The organism is Flavobacterium sp. (assembly GCF_049318325.1).
Lineage (GTDB): Bacteria > Bacteroidota > Bacteroidia > Flavobacteriales > Flavobacteriaceae > Flavobacterium.
In genome coordinates, this window is the sequence record NZ_JBMOGQ010000044.1 from 1 (window position 1) to 16,238 (window position 16,238).

Annotated in this window: 17 protein-coding genes and 1 pseudogene; 12 read left to right on the forward strand and 6 right to left on the reverse strand. The window is 34.6% G+C overall.

Annotated elements, in window-relative coordinates; translation table 11 throughout:
• The 7 genes from gcvP to ACOYLP_RS05775 all read left to right on the forward strand — a co-directional run.
• A partial coding sequence (gcvP, locus tag ACOYLP_RS05745; RefSeq protein WP_422855230.1) for an aminomethyl-transferring glycine dehydrogenase occupies positions 1-2,166 on the forward strand: 2,166 nt, incomplete at its 5' end.
• A 93-nt stretch (positions 2,167-2,259) separates the two neighbouring features.
• A complete protein-coding gene (locus tag ACOYLP_RS05750) occupies positions 2,260-2,646 on the forward strand; it encodes a group III truncated hemoglobin (RefSeq protein ID WP_422855231.1) in 387 nt (128 codons plus the stop codon).
• Positions 2,647-2,762: 116 nt separating this feature from the next.
• Positions 2,763-3,821, forward strand: a complete 1,059-nt coding sequence (locus tag ACOYLP_RS05755; RefSeq protein ID WP_422855232.1) for a 3-oxoacyl-ACP synthase III family protein — start codon at positions 2,763-2,765, stop codon at positions 3,819-3,821.
• An 89-nt stretch (positions 3,822-3,910) separates the two neighbouring features.
• Entirely contained in the window at positions 3,911-4,435 is a 525-nt protein-coding gene (locus ACOYLP_RS05760; protein WP_422855233.1) for a methyltransferase, read from the forward strand.
• A gap of 24 nt (positions 4,436-4,459) precedes the next feature.
• Positions 4,460-5,308 carry a glycosyltransferase gene (locus ACOYLP_RS05765; RefSeq protein ID WP_422855234.1) on the forward strand — a complete coding sequence of 283 codons (849 nt, stop codon included), beginning with the start codon at positions 4,460-4,462 and terminating at the stop codon, positions 5,306-5,308.
• 82 nt (positions 5,309-5,390) lie between these two features.
• Positions 5,391-6,137, forward strand: a complete 747-nt coding sequence (locus ACOYLP_RS05770) for an MlaE family ABC transporter permease (protein ID WP_422855235.1) — start codon at positions 5,391-5,393, stop codon at positions 6,135-6,137.
• Positions 6,137-6,901, forward strand: coding sequence for an ABC transporter ATP-binding protein (locus tag ACOYLP_RS05775; protein ID WP_422855236.1), 765 nt, complete (start codon positions 6,137-6,139; stop codon positions 6,899-6,901). Before ACOYLP_RS05770 ends, ACOYLP_RS05775 begins: the two co-directional genes overlap by 1 nt.
• A gap of 26 nt (positions 6,902-6,927) precedes the next feature.
• Here ACOYLP_RS05775 and ACOYLP_RS05780 read toward each other — a convergent pair whose 3' ends face one another.
• The gene (locus ACOYLP_RS05780) at positions 6,928-7,989 is read right to left on the reverse strand and encodes a mannose-1-phosphate guanylyltransferase (RefSeq protein ID WP_422855237.1); all 1,062 of its coding nucleotides are present in this window, start codon (positions 7,987-7,989) and stop codon (positions 6,928-6,930) included.
• A gap of 282 nt (positions 7,990-8,271) precedes the next feature.
• Here ACOYLP_RS05780 and ACOYLP_RS05785 point away from each other — a divergent pair, with 282 nt between their 5' ends.
• Positions 8,272-8,685 carry a hypothetical protein gene (locus tag ACOYLP_RS05785; RefSeq protein ID WP_422855238.1) on the forward strand — a complete coding sequence of 138 codons (414 nt, stop codon included), beginning with the start codon at positions 8,272-8,274 and terminating at the stop codon, positions 8,683-8,685.
• Positions 8,686-8,741: 56 nt separating this feature from the next.
• On the opposite strand, the gene ACOYLP_RS05790 is transcribed toward ACOYLP_RS05785, so the two are convergent.
• The 3 genes from ACOYLP_RS05790 to ACOYLP_RS05800 all read right to left on the reverse strand — a co-directional run bounded on the left by ACOYLP_RS05790 (position 8,742) and on the right by ACOYLP_RS05800 (position 11,341).
• On the reverse strand, positions 8,742-9,344 hold the full coding sequence (locus ACOYLP_RS05790; protein ID WP_422855239.1) for a SprT-like domain-containing protein: 603 nt from the start codon (positions 9,342-9,344) through the stop codon (positions 8,742-8,744).
• Between the two features lie 3 nt (positions 9,345-9,347).
• Positions 9,348-10,028: an SDR family NAD(P)-dependent oxidoreductase gene (locus tag ACOYLP_RS05795; protein WP_422855240.1), complete on the reverse strand. Its 681-nt coding sequence runs from the start codon at positions 10,026-10,028 to the stop codon at positions 9,348-9,350.
• A gap of 173 nt (positions 10,029-10,201) precedes the next feature.
• Positions 10,202-11,341, reverse strand: coding sequence for an acyl-CoA dehydrogenase family protein (locus ACOYLP_RS05800; RefSeq protein WP_422855241.1), 1,140 nt, complete (start codon positions 11,339-11,341; stop codon positions 10,202-10,204).
• Positions 11,342-11,436: 95 nt separating this feature from the next.
• On the opposite strand from ACOYLP_RS05800, the gene ACOYLP_RS05805 reads away from it, so the two are divergent.
• The 4 genes from ACOYLP_RS05805 to ACOYLP_RS05820 all read left to right on the forward strand — a co-directional run bounded on the left by ACOYLP_RS05805 (position 11,437) and on the right by ACOYLP_RS05820 (position 15,639).
• Positions 11,437-12,552, forward strand: a complete 1,116-nt coding sequence (locus ACOYLP_RS05805) for an anhydro-N-acetylmuramic acid kinase (protein WP_422855242.1) — start codon at positions 11,437-11,439, stop codon at positions 12,550-12,552.
• A gap of 106 nt (positions 12,553-12,658) precedes the next feature.
• A complete protein-coding gene (locus ACOYLP_RS05810) occupies positions 12,659-13,885 on the forward strand; it encodes a Glu/Leu/Phe/Val dehydrogenase dimerization domain-containing protein (protein WP_422855243.1) in 1,227 nt (408 codons plus the stop codon).
• Positions 13,886-13,958: 73 nt separating this feature from the next.
• Positions 13,959-14,828, forward strand: a complete 870-nt coding sequence (locus ACOYLP_RS05815) for an energy transducer TonB (RefSeq protein ID WP_422855244.1) — start codon at positions 13,959-13,961, stop codon at positions 14,826-14,828.
• Between the two features lies 1 nt (position 14,829).
• Positions 14,830-15,639 (forward strand): M23 family metallopeptidase, encoded by an 810-nt coding sequence (locus tag ACOYLP_RS05820; protein ID WP_422855245.1) that lies wholly within the window; start codon positions 14,830-14,832, stop codon positions 15,637-15,639.
• 38 nt (positions 15,640-15,677) lie between these two features.
• Here the strand turns inward: ACOYLP_RS05820 and ACOYLP_RS05825 are convergent, their stop codons facing one another.
• Together ACOYLP_RS05825 and ACOYLP_RS05830 are read right to left on the reverse strand one after the other, a co-directional pair.
• On the reverse strand, positions 15,678-16,073 hold the full coding sequence (locus ACOYLP_RS05825) for an ExbD/TolR family protein (RefSeq protein ID WP_422855246.1): 396 nt from the start codon (positions 16,071-16,073) through the stop codon (positions 15,678-15,680).
• A pseudogene (locus tag ACOYLP_RS05830) lies at positions 16,054-16,238 on the reverse strand (MotA/TolQ/ExbB proton channel family protein); the annotation flags it as partial. The gene ACOYLP_RS05825 and the pseudogene ACOYLP_RS05830, both read right to left, overlap by 20 nt.

The following is a 16,238-nucleotide window of genomic DNA, read 5'->3' on the forward strand; positions in this document are numbered from 1 at the left end:
GCATTTATAGCTAAAGCAAAAGAACAAGAAATTAAAGTGGCCGTTGCTGCTGATATTTTATCATTAGTAAAACTAACTTCTCCAGGAGAAATGGGTGCTGCTGTAGCGATAGGAACAACACAACGTTTTGGTATTCCAATGGGTTATGGTGGTCCGCATGCAGCTTACTTCGCTACTAAAGAAGAATACAAGCGTTCTATGCCGGGAAGAATCATCGGAGTATCAATAGACGCTAACGGCAACCGTGCTTTACGAATGGCTTTGGGAACTCGTGAACAACATATCAAACGTGAAAAAGCAACTTCGAATATTTGTACAGCTCAGGTTTTACTTGCTGTTATGGCCGGGATGTATGCCGTTTATCACGGTCCAAAAGGATTACAATATATTGCTAACAAAGTACATTCGTCGGCTGTTACTTTAGCAGATGCTTTGAATAAATTAGGTGTTTACCAAACCAATACAGCTTTCTTTGATACTATTTCTGTAAAAGCTGATGCACAAAAAGTAAAAGCTGTTGCAGAGAAAAACAATGTAAATTTCTATTATATAGATGCCGATACGATTTCAATTTCGCTAAATGAGACCACTTCGATTTCTGATATCAGTCAAATCATTGCGATTTTTGCTGAAGCATTAGTAAAAGACAAATTCACTATTTCTAGCTTATCAACTTCTAACAATTTCGTTTCTAGCTTGGAAAGGAAATCTGCTTTCTTAATGCATGATGTCTTCAACAACCATCATTCAGAATCTCAGTTGATGCGTTACATCAAAAAATTGGAGCGTAAAGATTTATCGTTAAATCACTCTATGATTGCGTTAGGTTCATGTACCATGAAATTGAATGCAGCTGCAGAAATGCTACCCTTATCAATGGCAAATTGGAACAGTATTCATCCTTTTGCTCCAATCGAGCAAGCAGAAGGTTATATCACGATGCTTAAAAAATTAGAGCAACAACTGAATGTAGTAACCGGTTTTGCTGGTACTACTTTGCAACCAAACTCAGGCGCACAAGGCGAATATGCTGGACTTATGGCAATTCGTGCTTATCATTTATCACGCGGAGACAACCACAGAAATGTTTGTCTAATTCCATCATCGGCTCATGGAACCAATCCAGCATCGGCTGCGATGGCAGGAATGCATATTATCGTGACCAAAACTATGGAAAACGGAAATATTGATGTGGAAGATTTGAGAGCAAGAGCTATTGAACACAAAGACAATCTCTCCGCTTTGATGGTTACCTATCCATCAACTCACGGCGTTTTTGAAAGTGCGATTTGTGAAATTACCAAAATTATTCATGACAACGGAGGTTTGGTTTATATGGATGGCGCAAATATGAATGCACAGGTTGGACTAACTAATCCGGCAACCATTGGAGCTGATGTTTGTCACTTAAACTTACACAAAACTTTCTCGATTCCTCATGGCGGTGGCGGACCAGGTGTTGGACCAATATGTGTCAACGAAAAATTAGTTCCTTTCTTACCAACGAATCCTATAATAAATGTTGGAGGAGACCAAGCAATAACAGCTATTTCTGCTGCGCCATATGGTTCGGCTTTGGTTTGTTTAATTTCTTACGGTTATATCAAAATGCTCGGAGCTGAAGGATTGAAAAGTTCAACTGAACATGCCATTTTAAATGCCAATTATATGAAAGCACGTTTAGAAGAACATTATCCGGTTTTATATTCAGGTGAAATGGGGCGTGCCGCACACGAAATGATTTTGGATTGTCGATCATTTAAACAAAAGGGTATTGAGGTAACTGATATAGCGAAACGTTTGATGGATTATGGTTTTCATGCGCCAACCGTTTCTTTCCCTGTAGCAGGAACCTTGATGATAGAACCAACCGAATCTGAAGATTTAGCCGAATTAGATCGTTTTTGTGACGCGATGATTTCCATCCGTAAAGAAATTGAAAGAGCAAATGCTGATGACACTAATAACGTATTAAAAAATGCTCCTCATACTTTAGCCATGCTAACATCTGACACTTGGATTTACCCATACACTCGTGAGCAAGCAGCTTATCCGTTAGATTATATTCATGATAATAAATTTTGGCCAAGTGTGCGTCGCATAGATGATGCTTATGGCGACAGAAATTTAGTTTGCTCATGTGCACCGATTGATGCATATATGTAAAATTAAAAATCGTAACGTCTTAAAGTCGAATGTCATGAAGTCTAAAAGCACTTGACATTCGACTTTTGATTTTATGAACTTATCACTAAAAAGATGAATGATATTCAAAACCAAGACGACTTGTATTTACTGGTAGATGATTTTTACAAAAAATTGCTTTCTGATGATTCCATCAGTTATATTTTCACTGATGTTGTTAAGATTAAAATCGAAGAACATCTACCTATTTTGGTCACGTTTTGGTCGCAAGCCATACTCGGAACAGGAGGTTATACTAAAAATTTGACTCAAATTCATTTGGATGTTAATGCTAAAGAACATTTAACTCCTGAATTATTTAAAATCTGGCTTAATCATTTTAACAATAGTGTTGATGAAAACTTTAAAGGTGAAAAAGCAGAACAAATAAAAACCCAAGCATTGAACATTGGAACAATAATGCAGGTAAAAATTACCCAAGAAAAAGGCAAAAAAATGTGATTTTCATAATTTATGTATTCAATATTAAGAATATTCATAATTCAATCTTGTTTCTTACTATTTTAGTAACATTTAATAGCTTTTATTTTTAATTTCGTAAAGAAATATTTAAAATAATGAATATAAAAATAACCGGTTCTGGAAGTTATATCCCAACTGAAATAGTATCTAATAAAGATTTTTCTCATCACGTTTTTCTGAACGATGACGGAACTCCATTTCCTCATCCAAATGACATTGTTGCGGAAAAATTTTTAGAAATAACAGGCATCCAAGAACGTCGTTATGTTACTGATGATTTACAAACTTCTGATATTGGATTTATCGCAGCAAAAAAAGCAATTGAAGATGCAAAAATTGATCCCGAAACTTTAGATTATATCATCTTTGCTCACAACTTTGGCAACGTGAAAAAGGGAGCTATTCAAACCGATTTGTTACCAAGTTTAGCAACACGAGTAAAGTTTGATTTGCGTATAAAAAACCCAAAATGCGTGGCTTATGATATGCTTTTTGGCTGTCCGGGTTGGATTGAAGGGGTTATTCAAGCGCAAGCGTTTATCAAAGCCGGAATGGCAAAAAAATGTTTGGTCATTGGAGCAGAAACACTTTCCCGTGTGGTTGATATGCACGATAGAGATTCTATGATTTATTCTGATGGTGCAGGTGCTACTATCATTGAAGCTACTGAGGAAGAAGGCGGCATTTTGGCTCACGAATCGGCTACATTCACTTATGATGAAGCCTATTATTTATTTTTTGGAAATTCTTTCAACAAAACCCACGATCCAGATGTGCGCTATATAAAAATGCACGGAAGAAAAATCTATGAATTTGCATTGAACAATGTTCCAAAAGCAATGAAAGAATGCCTAGAAAAAAGTGGAGTTGATGTTAAAGATGTAAAAAAAATACTCATACATCAAGCCAATGAAAAAATGGATGAAGCAATTATTCAAAGGTTCTATAAGCTTCATGGACAAACACCACCGGATGGAATTATGCCAATGAGTATTCATACACTAGGTAATTCGAGTGTGGCAACCGTCCCAACTTTATATGATTCATTAATTAAAGGGAAAATTAAAAACCAAAAACTTAATAAAGGTGATGTTATTCTTTTTGCTTCGGTTGGTGCCGGAATGAATGTCAACGCTATCGTTTATAAAATGTAATTTTTAACTGTTTATAGTTTATGGTTTATGGTTTATAGTTAATTTTGCCTTGATAAGACCACAAACAATAAACCATAAACTTTTTTTAAATGTACGAGAAGACTTATCCAAGCAAACGCTTTACTTTAACATTAGCTTTTCTGCAAAAACACGTTACAACTTCAGAAACCATTTTTGACCTTGGAGTACCCAATCCATTTTCAAAAATCATGGAGGAGAATGGTTATACAGTTATTAATAGTAATGGTGAAGATTTAGATAACGACCAAAGTGCTTTGAAAAATCAAAAATATGATGTCTTTACCGGTTTTGAAATTTTTGAGCATCTTTTAAATCCTTACACCGTTTTAGAAAATGTTAAATGTGACAAATTATTAATTTCAATTCCTTTGCGCTTATGGTTTTCGCCTGCTTACAGAAGTAAAACCGATAAATGGGACAGGCATTACCACGAATTTGAAGATTGGCAATTGGATTGGCTTTTAGAAAAAACAGGTTGGAAAATTATCGGCAGACAAAAGTTCACACATCCGGTTAAAAAGCTTGGTTTCCGTCCACTATTGAGGTTTTTCACACCGAGATATTATATGGTTTATGCCGAGAAGAGAAAATAGAAAAAAGACTAATCTTTCATCTTGATGAACTACTATATCGTTATCCCATCTCACAACGAAAAAAAATTTATTACACTGACTTTACAGTCATTAGTGGAGCAAACTGTTTTACCCAAAAAAATAGTGGTAGTAAATGACAATTCTACTGATAAAACAGCTGATATTGTTTTGGCTTTCGCCAAGGAGTTTGCATTTATATCATTAGTCAATAAAACATCTGAAGCCATTCATCTTCCGGGAAGCAAAGTGATTCATGCGTTTCAAAAAGGTTTAGAAACAGTAGATGAAAATTACGATTTCATTGTAAAAGCGGATGCCGATTTGATTTTTCCAAGCCATTATTTTGAAACTGTAATTTCTCATTTCAAATCAGCCGAACAAATTGGGATGGTTGGAGGCTTTGCTTACATAGAAAAAAATGGCGAATGGATTTTAGAAAATCTTACGGATAAAGATCATATTCGTGGTGCTTTTAAGGCATATCGCAAAGAATGTTTCCAACAAATTGGCGGATTGAAACCGGCTATGGGATGGGACACCGTTGATGAGTTACTTTGCAAATATTATAATTGGAAAGTTGTCACCGATGAAAATTTGAAAGTAAAACACCTAAAACCAACTGGCGCCAATTACAACAAAACAGCGCGTTTCAAACAAGGCGAAGCTTTTTATAGTTTAGGTTACGGATTTTTTATTACTGCTATTGCTTCGTTAAAACTAGCTATGCGAAAAGGAAAACCTTTATTATTTATCGATTATATAAATGGTTTTTGGAAAGCAAAATCAGCAAAAAAACCACTTTTGGTTTCAGCAGAACAAGCAAAATTCATTCGTGATTACCGCTGGAAAAAGATGAAGAAAAAGTTAATTTGAAGTTTTGAGGATTTGAAAATGTAAGGTGAAGAGTTAATCCATTTTCAAATTAATATCACTATTTTTGACAATATTTTAACTCATGATGCTAATCCGTTATTTATCGCAAATAGGAAAGTATTTCCTAATGTGGAAAGAGATTTTTAACAAACCAACAAAGTGGTCGGTCATGAGAACATTAATCTTCAAAGAAATTGACGATTTAATTATTGACTCACTAGGAATTGTTTGCTTTATTTCATTCTTCGTTGGCGGTGTTGTTTCGATTCAAACAGCATTGAATTTAACAAATCCTTTAATCCCAAAATACCTTATCGGTTTTGCAACAAGACAATCTGTAATCTTAGAATTTGCTCCTACATTTATTTCGATAATAATGGCTGGGAAAATGGGTTCATTTATCACTTCCAGTATCGGAACAATGCGTGTTACTGAGCAAATTGATGCCTTAGAAGTTATGGGTGTCAACTCTTTAAATTATTTGGTTTTTCCAAAAATAATAGCGCTACTACTCTATCCTTTTGTAATTGGAATTAGTATGTTCCTTGGAATTTTTGGCGGTTGGATTGCTGCTGTTTATGGTGGATTTGCTTCTAGTAACGATTTCATAATTGGTCTTCAGCAAGAGTTTATTCCTTTTCATATTGCTTATGCTTTTATTAAAACATTTGCTTTTGCTTTGATTTTAGCAACAATTCCATCATTTCATGGTTATTATATGAAAGGTGGTGCACTAGAAGTTGGTAAAGCAAGTACGGTTTCTTTTGTGTGGACAGCAGTGACGATTATTTTGGCAAACTATATTTTAACCCAATTACTTTTGACCTAATGATAGAAGTAAAAAACGTAGAGAAATCTTTTGGAGATTCAAAAGTGTTAAAAGGTATTTCTACCATTTTTGAAACCGGGAAAACCAATCTAATTATCGGTCAAAGTGGTTCAGGGAAAACGGTATTGCTCAAAAGTTTACTCGGAATTCATACTCCAGATAAAGGAACAATTTCTTTTGACGGGCGAATTTATTCCAATTTAACAGCAGATGAAAAAAGAGCATTACGCACCGAAATTGGAATGGTGTTTCAGGGAAGCGCGCTTTTTGACAGTATGACTGTGGAGGAGAATGTTGGATTTCCATTAAAAATGTTTACCACAAAAACCGCAGCTGAAATAAAAGAGCGTGTAGATTTTGTAATTGACAGAGTAGATTTGAAAAAAGCGCATCATAAAAAACCTTCTGAACTATCAGGAGGAATGCAAAAACGTGTTGCGATTGCCCGTGCTATAGTAAACAATCCGAAATATCTTTTTTGTGATGAGCCCAACTCTGGTCTCGATCCAAAAACAGCAATAATTATTGACAACTTAATTCACGAAATCACGGTTGAATACAATATAACAACAGTTGTCAATACGCATGATATGAATTCAGTGATGGAAATTGGTGAAAAAATTATCTTTCTAAAACAAGGGATTTTGGCGTGGGAAGGAACTAAAAAGGATATTTTTAAAACCGATAATGAAGCCATAACCGACTTTATCTATTCGTCTAATCTTTTCAAAAAAATAAGGAAGGCACAAAATAAAGAAGAATAAAAAAGGAGCAATTGCTCCTTTTTTATTTATAATTCATTTGCCAAAGCAGTAATTCGCTTAATATCTTGTTCTTTACTTTTAGGGTAAATCAACAAAACACCTTCTTTGTCAACAATAATATAATCGTGCAAACCATCGATAACAATTATTTTATTCGCATCGGAACGCACAATATTGTTGCATGCATTTTCCATAACAACTTTAGCGTTAATAACACCGTTATTGTTTTCATCCTTATCTAGTTTTTCATGAAGTTGGCCCCAAGTTCCTAGATCATTCCAATCGAAAGTAGCTGGCAAAACATGCACATTTTTTGCTTTTTCCATTACGGCATAATCAATGGAGATATTTTCTGCATTAGCATAATTTTGGTCAATGAATTGCTTTTCATTTATAGTATTATAACTTTCAATTCCTTTTTGAAACAAGGTATTCATTTGCGGTTGAAACTTCTCAAAAGCTTCTGTAATTGCTTTTACACTCCAAATAAATATTCCGCCATTCCAAAGGAAATTACCAGCTTCCAAAAATGATTTTGCGGTTTGATAATCTGGTTTTTCTCTAAACTGATTTACTTTCTTAATCGAGTTCGAATCTGATTTATCAAATTCAATATAACCAAAACCTGTATTCGGAAATGTTGGCTGAATCCCCAAAGTCATCAAAGCATTCTCTTTTTGGCAAAATTCAAAACACTGCTGCAAATTTCTTGAAAATTCGTCCTCGTCTTCAATCCAGTGATCGCTTGGTGCAACAACCATTAGGGCTTCTGAGTTTTGCTTTTGAATTTTTAGCGAAGCATATAAAATACAAGGCGCTGTATTTCGCATGGCTGGTTCTAACAAAACCTGTTCTTGTTTAACCATTGGCAATTGTTCCAAAACCAAATTATTGTATTGTTCATTGGTTAGTATCAAAATATTTTCAGCTGGAATTAATTTAGATAATCTGCTGAATGTTTTTTGAATCAAAGTGCTACCAGAACCTAACATGTCGTGAAATTGTTTTGGAAAATCAGTAGTACTTACTGGCCAAAATCTTGAACCAACTCCACCTGCCATTAATATAGCGTAATAATTTTTGTTCATTTTTATAAAAGTAACTAAGGTGCTAAGGTACTAAGTTACTGTGTTTTTTTAACTATTAACTTAGCAAAATTTCCACCTCAGCGTTTTGGTTAAAAATATGAAAATTATTGACATTATTATTTATAATTTCTTATTACTATTAAATAAACAGCAAAAAAAATTCTTGCCATAGAGGGACTTATTATTAAGTTAATTTTTAATGCTATCATAAATAACTTTAAGAAAAATAATTCTATATAAAAATTTTATATATTTGAAATTATTAATTTAAAAATGAAAAAAATGAAAAAAGTTATTTTATTGGCAGTTGCTTTAGTATCATTAGCAACTATTACATCATGTTCTAAAGATGATGACGCTTCTCTACAAGGAAAGTGGGTGGAATTCAAGACTGGAGAATTAGTGAATGGTCAAGAAGTTCTTGAAGATGTTGTCCCTGACAATGATGGTTGTCAACAAGACTACACACAAATCACAGCAAATAGCACAATTAGTCATGATTTTGATGATCTTGGTAACGGATGTGAAGAGATTATTGGTGACCCTAATCCCTATACTAGAGATGGAAATATTATAACATTTGACGATGGTACTGCTGAAATTAAAAGCTTGACGGGAAGCACTTTAAAACTATATAGTGTTTATGATATTGGTGGAGGACCTCAAACATTCATAACTGTTTTAAAAAGAATATAATATTATATTAATGTTAAATGAGCCGTTTCAAAATTATTTTGAAACGGCTCATTTTTTTATTTTGGTAAAATCTCCACTTCAGCGTTGGCATTAAATAAATACAGTCTTCCTGTTTTTACTTCGAGGCATTCATAACGCTTAACGCGTAAGCCTTTCTTTTGAAAAATTCTACCGTTTTTTATTCGGAACAAATTACCACTTGGCACTTCGTGCACAAAATGAATATCGGGTTTTCTTTCGTCAAATTGCTTTAGTGCATAAGCCAATCGCGCATCGGTATCACTGCTGGCTGTTGGATTTCTAAAATGGTTGGCTACCAATGGCAAGACGGAATGAGGAAAAATTTCAGGACGAATAAAAGGTACCATTAGTCGCTGAAAAGTATGTTTCCACTCGTTACCATGAGGTTTTATCATTCGACCAAATTTTTCATAGGCCACTAAATGAGCGATTTCATGAACTAAAGTTATAAGAAATCGGTATTTATTCAAATTGGCATTGACTGTAATTTCGTGCTTTCCTCCTATTGCTCTTCGGTAATCACCATGACGTGTTTGTCGTTCGTTGACGATTTTAAGATGCACATTATTACTTTTGATTAATTCAAAGCAGGAATGAACAGAATGTTCGGGCAAGTATTTTTGAAGGACTTCGCTCAAAGTTTAAGGTGTACTTGATGAAACCTGAATTATTTTCCCGTTATGGTATTTATTTCCTGTGAGAGCAAAATTATAGATGTAATCCGCCATTTCCTTAGCCGAAATTGGTGCTTCGTAACCTGGAAATGCTTCTTGTAACATTTCGGTATTGACCGCGCCAAGTGCCAACACATTGAACGCAATGCCTTCTTCTTTGTATTCTTCGGCCAATAATTCTGAAAGCGTAATAACAGCTCCTTTACTTGAACTGTAAGCAGCTAATCCAGCGAATTTCATACTGCCTTGGATTCCGCCCATAGAACTAATAGAAACCACATGACTTCCTTTTTGAAGATAAGGCAAACAAACACGCGTAAGATTGGCAACTCCAAAAACATTGACTTTGTAGACATTTTCAAAATCTTGCTGCGTAGTTTGCGCAAATGGTTTGTTGACCAAACTTCCGGCATTGTGAATAATAACATCAACTTTTTCCCAGGTTTGTGAAATAAAATTACTAACATCGCCTAGCTCATTTTCTTTAGATAAATCAACGGATAAGCAGGTAATGTTTTGGTTTCCCAATAAACCTTGAGGTATTTTTCTAGAAATAGCTAGAACATGATGTCCTGCTTTGGCAAATTGCAATGCTAGCTCAAAGCCAATTCCTCTTGATGTCCCTGTGATGATGATATTCTTCTTCATTATTTTTTTTAATGTCGTAAAGATACTAAAAGTAAAGAAATGAAATTAGTCGTTTTACTATTCAACCTTTTTGTATGATATAAACAAAAAACCCTTTCGGAATCGAAAGAGTTTAATGAATATTATATTAAAACATTTTAAAATTAGAGCAACTCCAAATGTGTAAAAAATAGTTAAGAAACCAGACCTCTTGAAATTACGATGCGTTGAATTTCTGAAGTTCCTTCATAAATCTGAGTGATTTTAGAATCGCGCATCATTCGTTCAACATGATATTCGGCAACATAACCATTTCCTCCATGAATTTGAACTGCCTCATTTGCCACTTCCAAAGCAATTTCGGAAGCATATAATTTTGCCATAGCACCTGAGTGTGCTATGTCTTTACCTTCGTCCTTTTCGCAAGCTGCTTTCATAATCAAAAGTTTAGCAGCTGTAATTTTAACATACATATCGGCTAATTTGAAGGCAATAGCCTGATGTTTGAAAATTTCTTTACCAAAAGCTTTTCTCTCATGAGAATATTTCAAGGCCAATTCATAAGCTCCTGTTGCAATCCCTAAAGCTTGTGATGCAATACCAATTCTTCCTCCGTTTAACACATTCATCGCAAAATTAAAACCGAAACCATCAGCACCAATTCTGTTTTCTTTTGGAACTTTTACATCGGTAAACATTAGTGAATGTGTATCGCTCCCACGGATTCCCATTTTCTTTTCTTTTGGACCAATTTCAAATCCTGCCCAACCTTTTTCAACGATAAAAGCGTTGATTCCTTTATGCCCTTTTTCCACATCGGTTTGCGCCATTACTAAATAGGTAGAAGCGGTTCCTCCATTAGTAATCCAGTTTTTAGTTCCGTTAAGCAAATAGTAATCACCCATATCTTTAGCAATAGTTTTTTGTGAACTCGCATCACTTCCCGCTTCCGGCTCTGACAAACAAAAAGCTCCGATAACTTCACCTTTTGCTAATGGCACCAAGTATTTCATTTTTTGTTCTTCTGAACAGTATTTTTCCATACCAGCACAAACCAAAGAATTGTTAACCGACATGATAACAGCCGCTGAAGCATCCACTTTCGCAATTTCGGTCATTGCCAATACATAAGAAACACTATCTAATCCAGCACCACCATATTTAGGATCAACCATCATTCCCATGAAACCTAAGTCAGCCATCATTTTGACTTGTTCTGTTGGGAACTTGGAATGTTCATCTCTTTCAATTACGCCTGGTAATAATTCAACCATAGCAAAATCTCTCGCTGCTTGTTGAATCATTAGTTGTTCTTCGGTTAAATTAAAATCCATAGTTATGAAGGTTTTTGTTTGTTGATTCTTTAATTTTGGTGAGCAAAAGTAGAATATAAAAGTTAAAATTTCAAACGATTTCGTAAATTTAGCCAATGTTTAAAGAAACCTACAACGTCATTGGAGTAATGTCTGGAACTTCACTTGACGGTATTGATTTAGCGCATGTCCATTTTTCAATACTTGATGGGAAATGGAACTTCGATATCTATGAAACCGAAACTGTTTCGTATGATAATGATTGGTTGAACAAATTAAAAACTGCTATTGATTTTTCGGAAGACCAATTAAAAGACCTAAATAAAGATTATACAGTTCTTTTGGCAAATAGTATCAAAACTTTTATCAAAAAACACCAATTGCAAAAACTAGATGCGGTTTGTTCTCATGGGCATACGATTCTACATCAGCCAAAAAATGGTTTTACACTTCAAATTGGTAATCTTCCCGAAATTGCAAATCACTGTAATCAAACCGTTGTTTGTGATTTCCGTGTTCAAGATGTATTGCTTGGCGGACAAGGTGCGCCTTTGGTTCCGATTGGAGATCGAATTCTGTTTTCAGAATATGATTTTTGCTTGAATTTAGGTGGCTTTTCTAATGTTTCGTTTGAACAAAATGATACCCGAATTGCCTTTGACATTTCGCCTGTGAATACCGTTTTAAATTTTTATGCCAATCAGTTGGGATTGGATTATGATGATAAAGGGCAACTTTCAGCTTCCGGAAAACTAAATTCCGATTTGCTGAATGAATTAAATGCATTGGAATATTACAAAAAACCATTTCCAAAATCGCTTGGTTTTGAATTTGTAAAAACTATCCTTTTGCCTTTGATGGAAAAATATAACATCTCAATTGAAGACAAGATGCAAACTTTCACAGAACATATTGCGATACAAACTTCATTGGCTTTACCTAAAAAAAAAGGACAAGAGCTTAAACGAACTGGTAAAGCAAAACTTTTAGCTACTGGTGGCGGTGTCTACAATGACTTTTTGATTGAGCGCTTAAAATTTTTGTTACCAGAGCTTGAAATAATAATTCCAGATAAAAAAACTATAGAGTTCAAAGAGGCTTTGATTTTTGCGTTGCTTGGCGTTTTAAAACTCCGAAATGAAATCAATGTTTTAGCAAGTGTGACTGGCGCAAAACACGATCATACTTCAGGTGTTGTTTATTATTCAAGCAAAAAAATAATACTATCCTAAAAATTCCAATTTATAACTCCTGATTAAGATTTAGTATATTTGCGCAAAAACTAAATTTACTCAAAATAAAAATATCTCAGTCTTTTGGGACAGATTTAACAAAAAAATGAAAGAAATATTAAAAAAATTTGAAAATAAACCACCCGAAATAATATTCAATTGGAAAGATAGCGTGACAGATGCCGAAGGTTGGACCGTAATTAATTCACTTCGTGGCGGAGCTGCCGGCGGTGGAACCCGAATGAGAAAAGGATTGGACATGAACGAAGTGTTATCATTAGCCAAGACAATGGAAGTGAAGTTTTCTGTTTCAGGTCCGGCTATTGGTGGTGCAAAATCAGGGATTAATTTTGATCCGAATGACCCAAGAAAGAAAGGTGTTTTGCAACGTTGGTATAAAGCGGTTTCACCTCTATTAAAAAGTTATTATGGAACAGGTGGCGATTTAAATGTTGACGAGATTCATGAAGTAATTCCATTCACTGAAGAATGTGGTGTTTGGCATCCACAGGAAGGCGTTTTTAACGGGCATTTCAAACCTTCTGAAGCTGATAAAATAAATCGAATTGGGCAATTGCGTCAAGGTGTAATCAAAGTAATCGAAAATCCGAAATTCTCTCCAGACGTATTGCGCAAATATACCGTAGCCGATATGATTACGGGATATGGTGTTGCCGAAGCGGTTCGTCATTATTATCATATTTATGGTGGCGAAGTTCAGGGTAAGAAAGCCATTGTACAAGGTTTTGGTAATGTTGGTTCGGCTGCTGCCTTCTATCTTGCCGAAATGGGGGTGAAAATTGTTGGCATCATTGATCGTGATGGAGGAATTATCAACGAAGAAGGCTTCAACTTTGAAGAAATTAGACGCTTGTTTTTAAATAAAGACGGTAACAAATTGGTAGCCCAAAATATGATTCCATTTGAAGTAATCAATCAGAAAATATGGACGTTGGGAGCGGATATTTTTACTCCTTGTGCTGCTTCCCGCTTGGTTAACAAAGAGCAAATCGACAATTTAATTAACAATGGTTTAGAAGTAATTTCTTGTGGTGCCAATGTTCCTTTTTCAGATAAAGAAATCTTCTTTGGTAGCATCATGGAAGAAACTGATAGTAGAGTGAGTTTAATTCCTGACTTTATTTCAAACTGTGGAATGGCAAGAGTTTTTGCTTATTTTATGGAGAAAAAAGTTCAAATGACAGATGAATCAATATTCTATGATATTTCAGAAACTATTAAAAAGGCCATAGAAAAGGTACACAATTTAAACAGTGACAAAAAAAATATTAGTGCCACTGCTTTTGAAATTGCTCTAAAGCAATTGGTGTAATAAAATTTCTATTCGGATTATACAATAATTTGTATTTTTAAGCGTTATATTTATTAACAAACAAGAAAAAGCTATGAGTTTTCAACTAACTGAAGAGGACAAAAAATCATTAGCCATTACGACAGTAGTGTATGCTTTGTTAATTCTTTTACTTTTCCTATTGCGTTTTTGGCCTCCAGCAGATATGAAAATAATGGGTGGCGGTGGCGGTGGTGGCATCGAGATGAACTTTGGTGATAGCGATTTTGGGATGGGAGATAATTCCAAAAGTGAAGTGCTAAATGTAAAAGACGAAGTAAAAGCGGCAACAGTGCCGACACCCGATGAAAACATCATCTCAGATGATAACGCCGATGATAATGTTGTTGTACCTAAAAAAGAAGACATTAAAGTAAAACAGGTTCCAGTCATAAAAGATGTAAAACCGGCAGTTGTAAAACCAAAGGTTTCTAAAAGTGCTGATGATGCATTATCTAGTATTCTTGGTAATAAAGGAGGTGATGGAAATGATACTAAAAGTGGTAATAAAGGCAATGCAAATGGGAGCCTGAACTCAAATGGCTACTTTGGTAACGGCAGTGGAAATGGAACGGGTGGTGGAAATGGAACGGGCAACGGAACCGGAAATGGTACAGGAAACGGACCCGGAAATGGCGGAGGAAATGGTGGAGGAAATGGTTATTCTTTAGGTAACAGAAAAGCATTAAATAAACCACAACCCGATTATAATTGCCAAGAGCAAGGTAGAGTTGCGGTTCAGGTTACAGTAGATAGAAACGGAAATACAATTAGGGTCACAGCTGGAGTACAAGGAACAACCAATACTGCAAAATGTTTATTAGATCAAGCAAAAATTGCTGCTCAGAATACGAAATGGCAAGCAGATAGTAATGCCCCTGAAAAACAAGTTGGAAAGATTATTTATACTTTCAGTCTTAACTAACATGAAGCTTTTATTCTCAGCAGTTTTTTTCTTTATTTGTTCGTCTAGTTTTGCCCAACTTAAAACTAAACTCTACAGCGAAAAAATCGATAATAGCTATGATCTATTGGTTGACAACGACGAATTTTGTCCTATATCAATAAAAATTGATCTCGAGTTAACCAATATGTCTTCGTCTAATGGGAATCATAAGATATTTGTTGTGCCTGCAAAAACCAAAGGTTTCTTAATTTCTAAAATTCAAGTAATAAAACCAAATAGTGGCGGTGGATATAAAACAAAATCACAAGCTAATTATGGTGATAGTACTGTAACCAATCCTATAGATTACAATTATTCACTACCTTTTCAAAAAGGACAATCTTTTATAATTGATCAAGGTTATAACGGAACTTTTTCGCATCAAAATGAGAATTCATTAGATTTTACTATGCCTACAGGCACCGTAATAACAGCTGCTAGAGATGGAGTTGTTGTCAAAGTTATTGAAAACAACGATCAAAGTTGTACTGAAAAAAGTTGCACTTCATTCAACAATTATATTTTAATATATCACAACGATGGTACTTTTTCAGAATATGTTCATCTTAAAAAAGATGGCGCTATAGTTCAAGAAGGAGATGTGATTAAAGAAAAGGATGTGATTGGATATAGTGGAAATACAGGTATGTCAAATGGACCTCATTTGCATTTTATGGTTTTCATTCAACAGATTGATAAGCAGGTAACTTTGAGAACAAAGTTCAAAATAAACGATGGTTCTAAATCAGAAATTCTGAAAGTAAAACAAGTATACACTAGAAATTATTAAATAAGTTTCATACACTAAACTATTTAATATAATAAGTCTTATTTTGGACTCGTTGCTATAACAAACTTGAGTTTATTCTTTACCCCTATTTGCAATACATCCACCAAGTCTTGTACTTGCATTGTAGCCGGAATTCTTATGACTACTGTTTGTTGCTTTTCGGGATCTATTAATTGTAGTAATCTCGTTTCTAGTTGATCTAAAAGCACTTCTTCTTTATCAATAAAATATCTTTTTTCCTCGGTTACAGATAACGTGATTAGTTGCTTGTTTGTCTTTTCATTGGTTTCAGATTTTGGCAATGTCATTCTGATAACATTTGGATTTGCCAAAGTCGATATGATTAAGAAAAACAACAACAAAAAAAACATAATGTCGCTTAACGAAGAGGTCGCGACTTCTGCATGAAATCGTTTATTTCGCTTTATTGCCATTTGGTCTTTGAATTATATTTATAAATTCTAATACTTGCTTTTGAATGGATAATGAAAAGTCATCAATTTTCCCATTAAATAAGTGATACGCGCTATAGGCAATGATACCTACAATCAAACCTGCACCACTACTAATCATCTTTTCATATAAACCACCGGAAATAT

What these genes read in the sequence shown, in the direction of transcription:
- ACOYLP_RS05800 (WP_422855241.1), bottom strand. Translation starts at nt 11,341, where the DNA reads ATGGATTTTAATTTAACCGAAGAACAACTAATGATTCAACAAGCAGCG.
- ACOYLP_RS05810 (WP_422855243.1), top strand. Translation starts at nt 12,659, where the DNA reads ATGAAAGAAATATTAAAAAAATTTGAAAATAAACCACCCGAAATAATA.
- ACOYLP_RS05760 (WP_422855233.1), top strand. Translation starts at nt 3,911, where the DNA reads ATGTACGAGAAGACTTATCCAAGCAAACGCTTTACTTTAACATTAGCT.
- ACOYLP_RS05765 (WP_422855234.1), top strand. Translation starts at nt 4,460, where the DNA reads ATGAACTACTATATCGTTATCCCATCTCACAACGAAAAAAAATTTATT.
- ACOYLP_RS05785 (WP_422855238.1), top strand. Translation starts at nt 8,272, where the DNA reads ATGAAAAAAGTTATTTTATTGGCAGTTGCTTTAGTATCATTAGCAACT.
- ACOYLP_RS05820 (WP_422855245.1), top strand. Translation starts at nt 14,830, where the DNA reads ATGAAGCTTTTATTCTCAGCAGTTTTTTTCTTTATTTGTTCGTCTAGT.
- ACOYLP_RS05805 (WP_422855242.1), top strand. Translation starts at nt 11,437, where the DNA reads ATGTTTAAAGAAACCTACAACGTCATTGGAGTAATGTCTGGAACTTCA.
- ACOYLP_RS05795 (WP_422855240.1), bottom strand. Translation starts at nt 10,028, where the DNA reads ATGAAGAAGAATATCATCATCACAGGGACATCAAGAGGAATTGGCTTT.
- ACOYLP_RS05775 (WP_422855236.1), top strand. Translation starts at nt 6,137, where the DNA reads ATGATAGAAGTAAAAAACGTAGAGAAATCTTTTGGAGATTCAAAAGTG.
- ACOYLP_RS05780 (WP_422855237.1), bottom strand. Translation starts at nt 7,989, where the DNA reads ATGAACAAAAATTATTACGCTATATTAATGGCAGGTGGAGTTGGTTCA.
- ACOYLP_RS05770 (WP_422855235.1), top strand. Translation starts at nt 5,391, where the DNA reads ATGATGCTAATCCGTTATTTATCGCAAATAGGAAAGTATTTCCTAATG.
- ACOYLP_RS05750 (WP_422855231.1), top strand. Translation starts at nt 2,260, where the DNA reads ATGAATGATATTCAAAACCAAGACGACTTGTATTTACTGGTAGATGAT.
- ACOYLP_RS05815 (WP_422855244.1), top strand. Translation starts at nt 13,959, where the DNA reads ATGAGTTTTCAACTAACTGAAGAGGACAAAAAATCATTAGCCATTACG.
- ACOYLP_RS05825 (WP_422855246.1), bottom strand. Translation starts at nt 16,073, where the DNA reads ATGGCAATAAAGCGAAATAAACGATTTCATGCAGAAGTCGCGACCTCT.
- ACOYLP_RS05755 (WP_422855232.1), top strand. Translation starts at nt 2,763, where the DNA reads ATGAATATAAAAATAACCGGTTCTGGAAGTTATATCCCAACTGAAATA.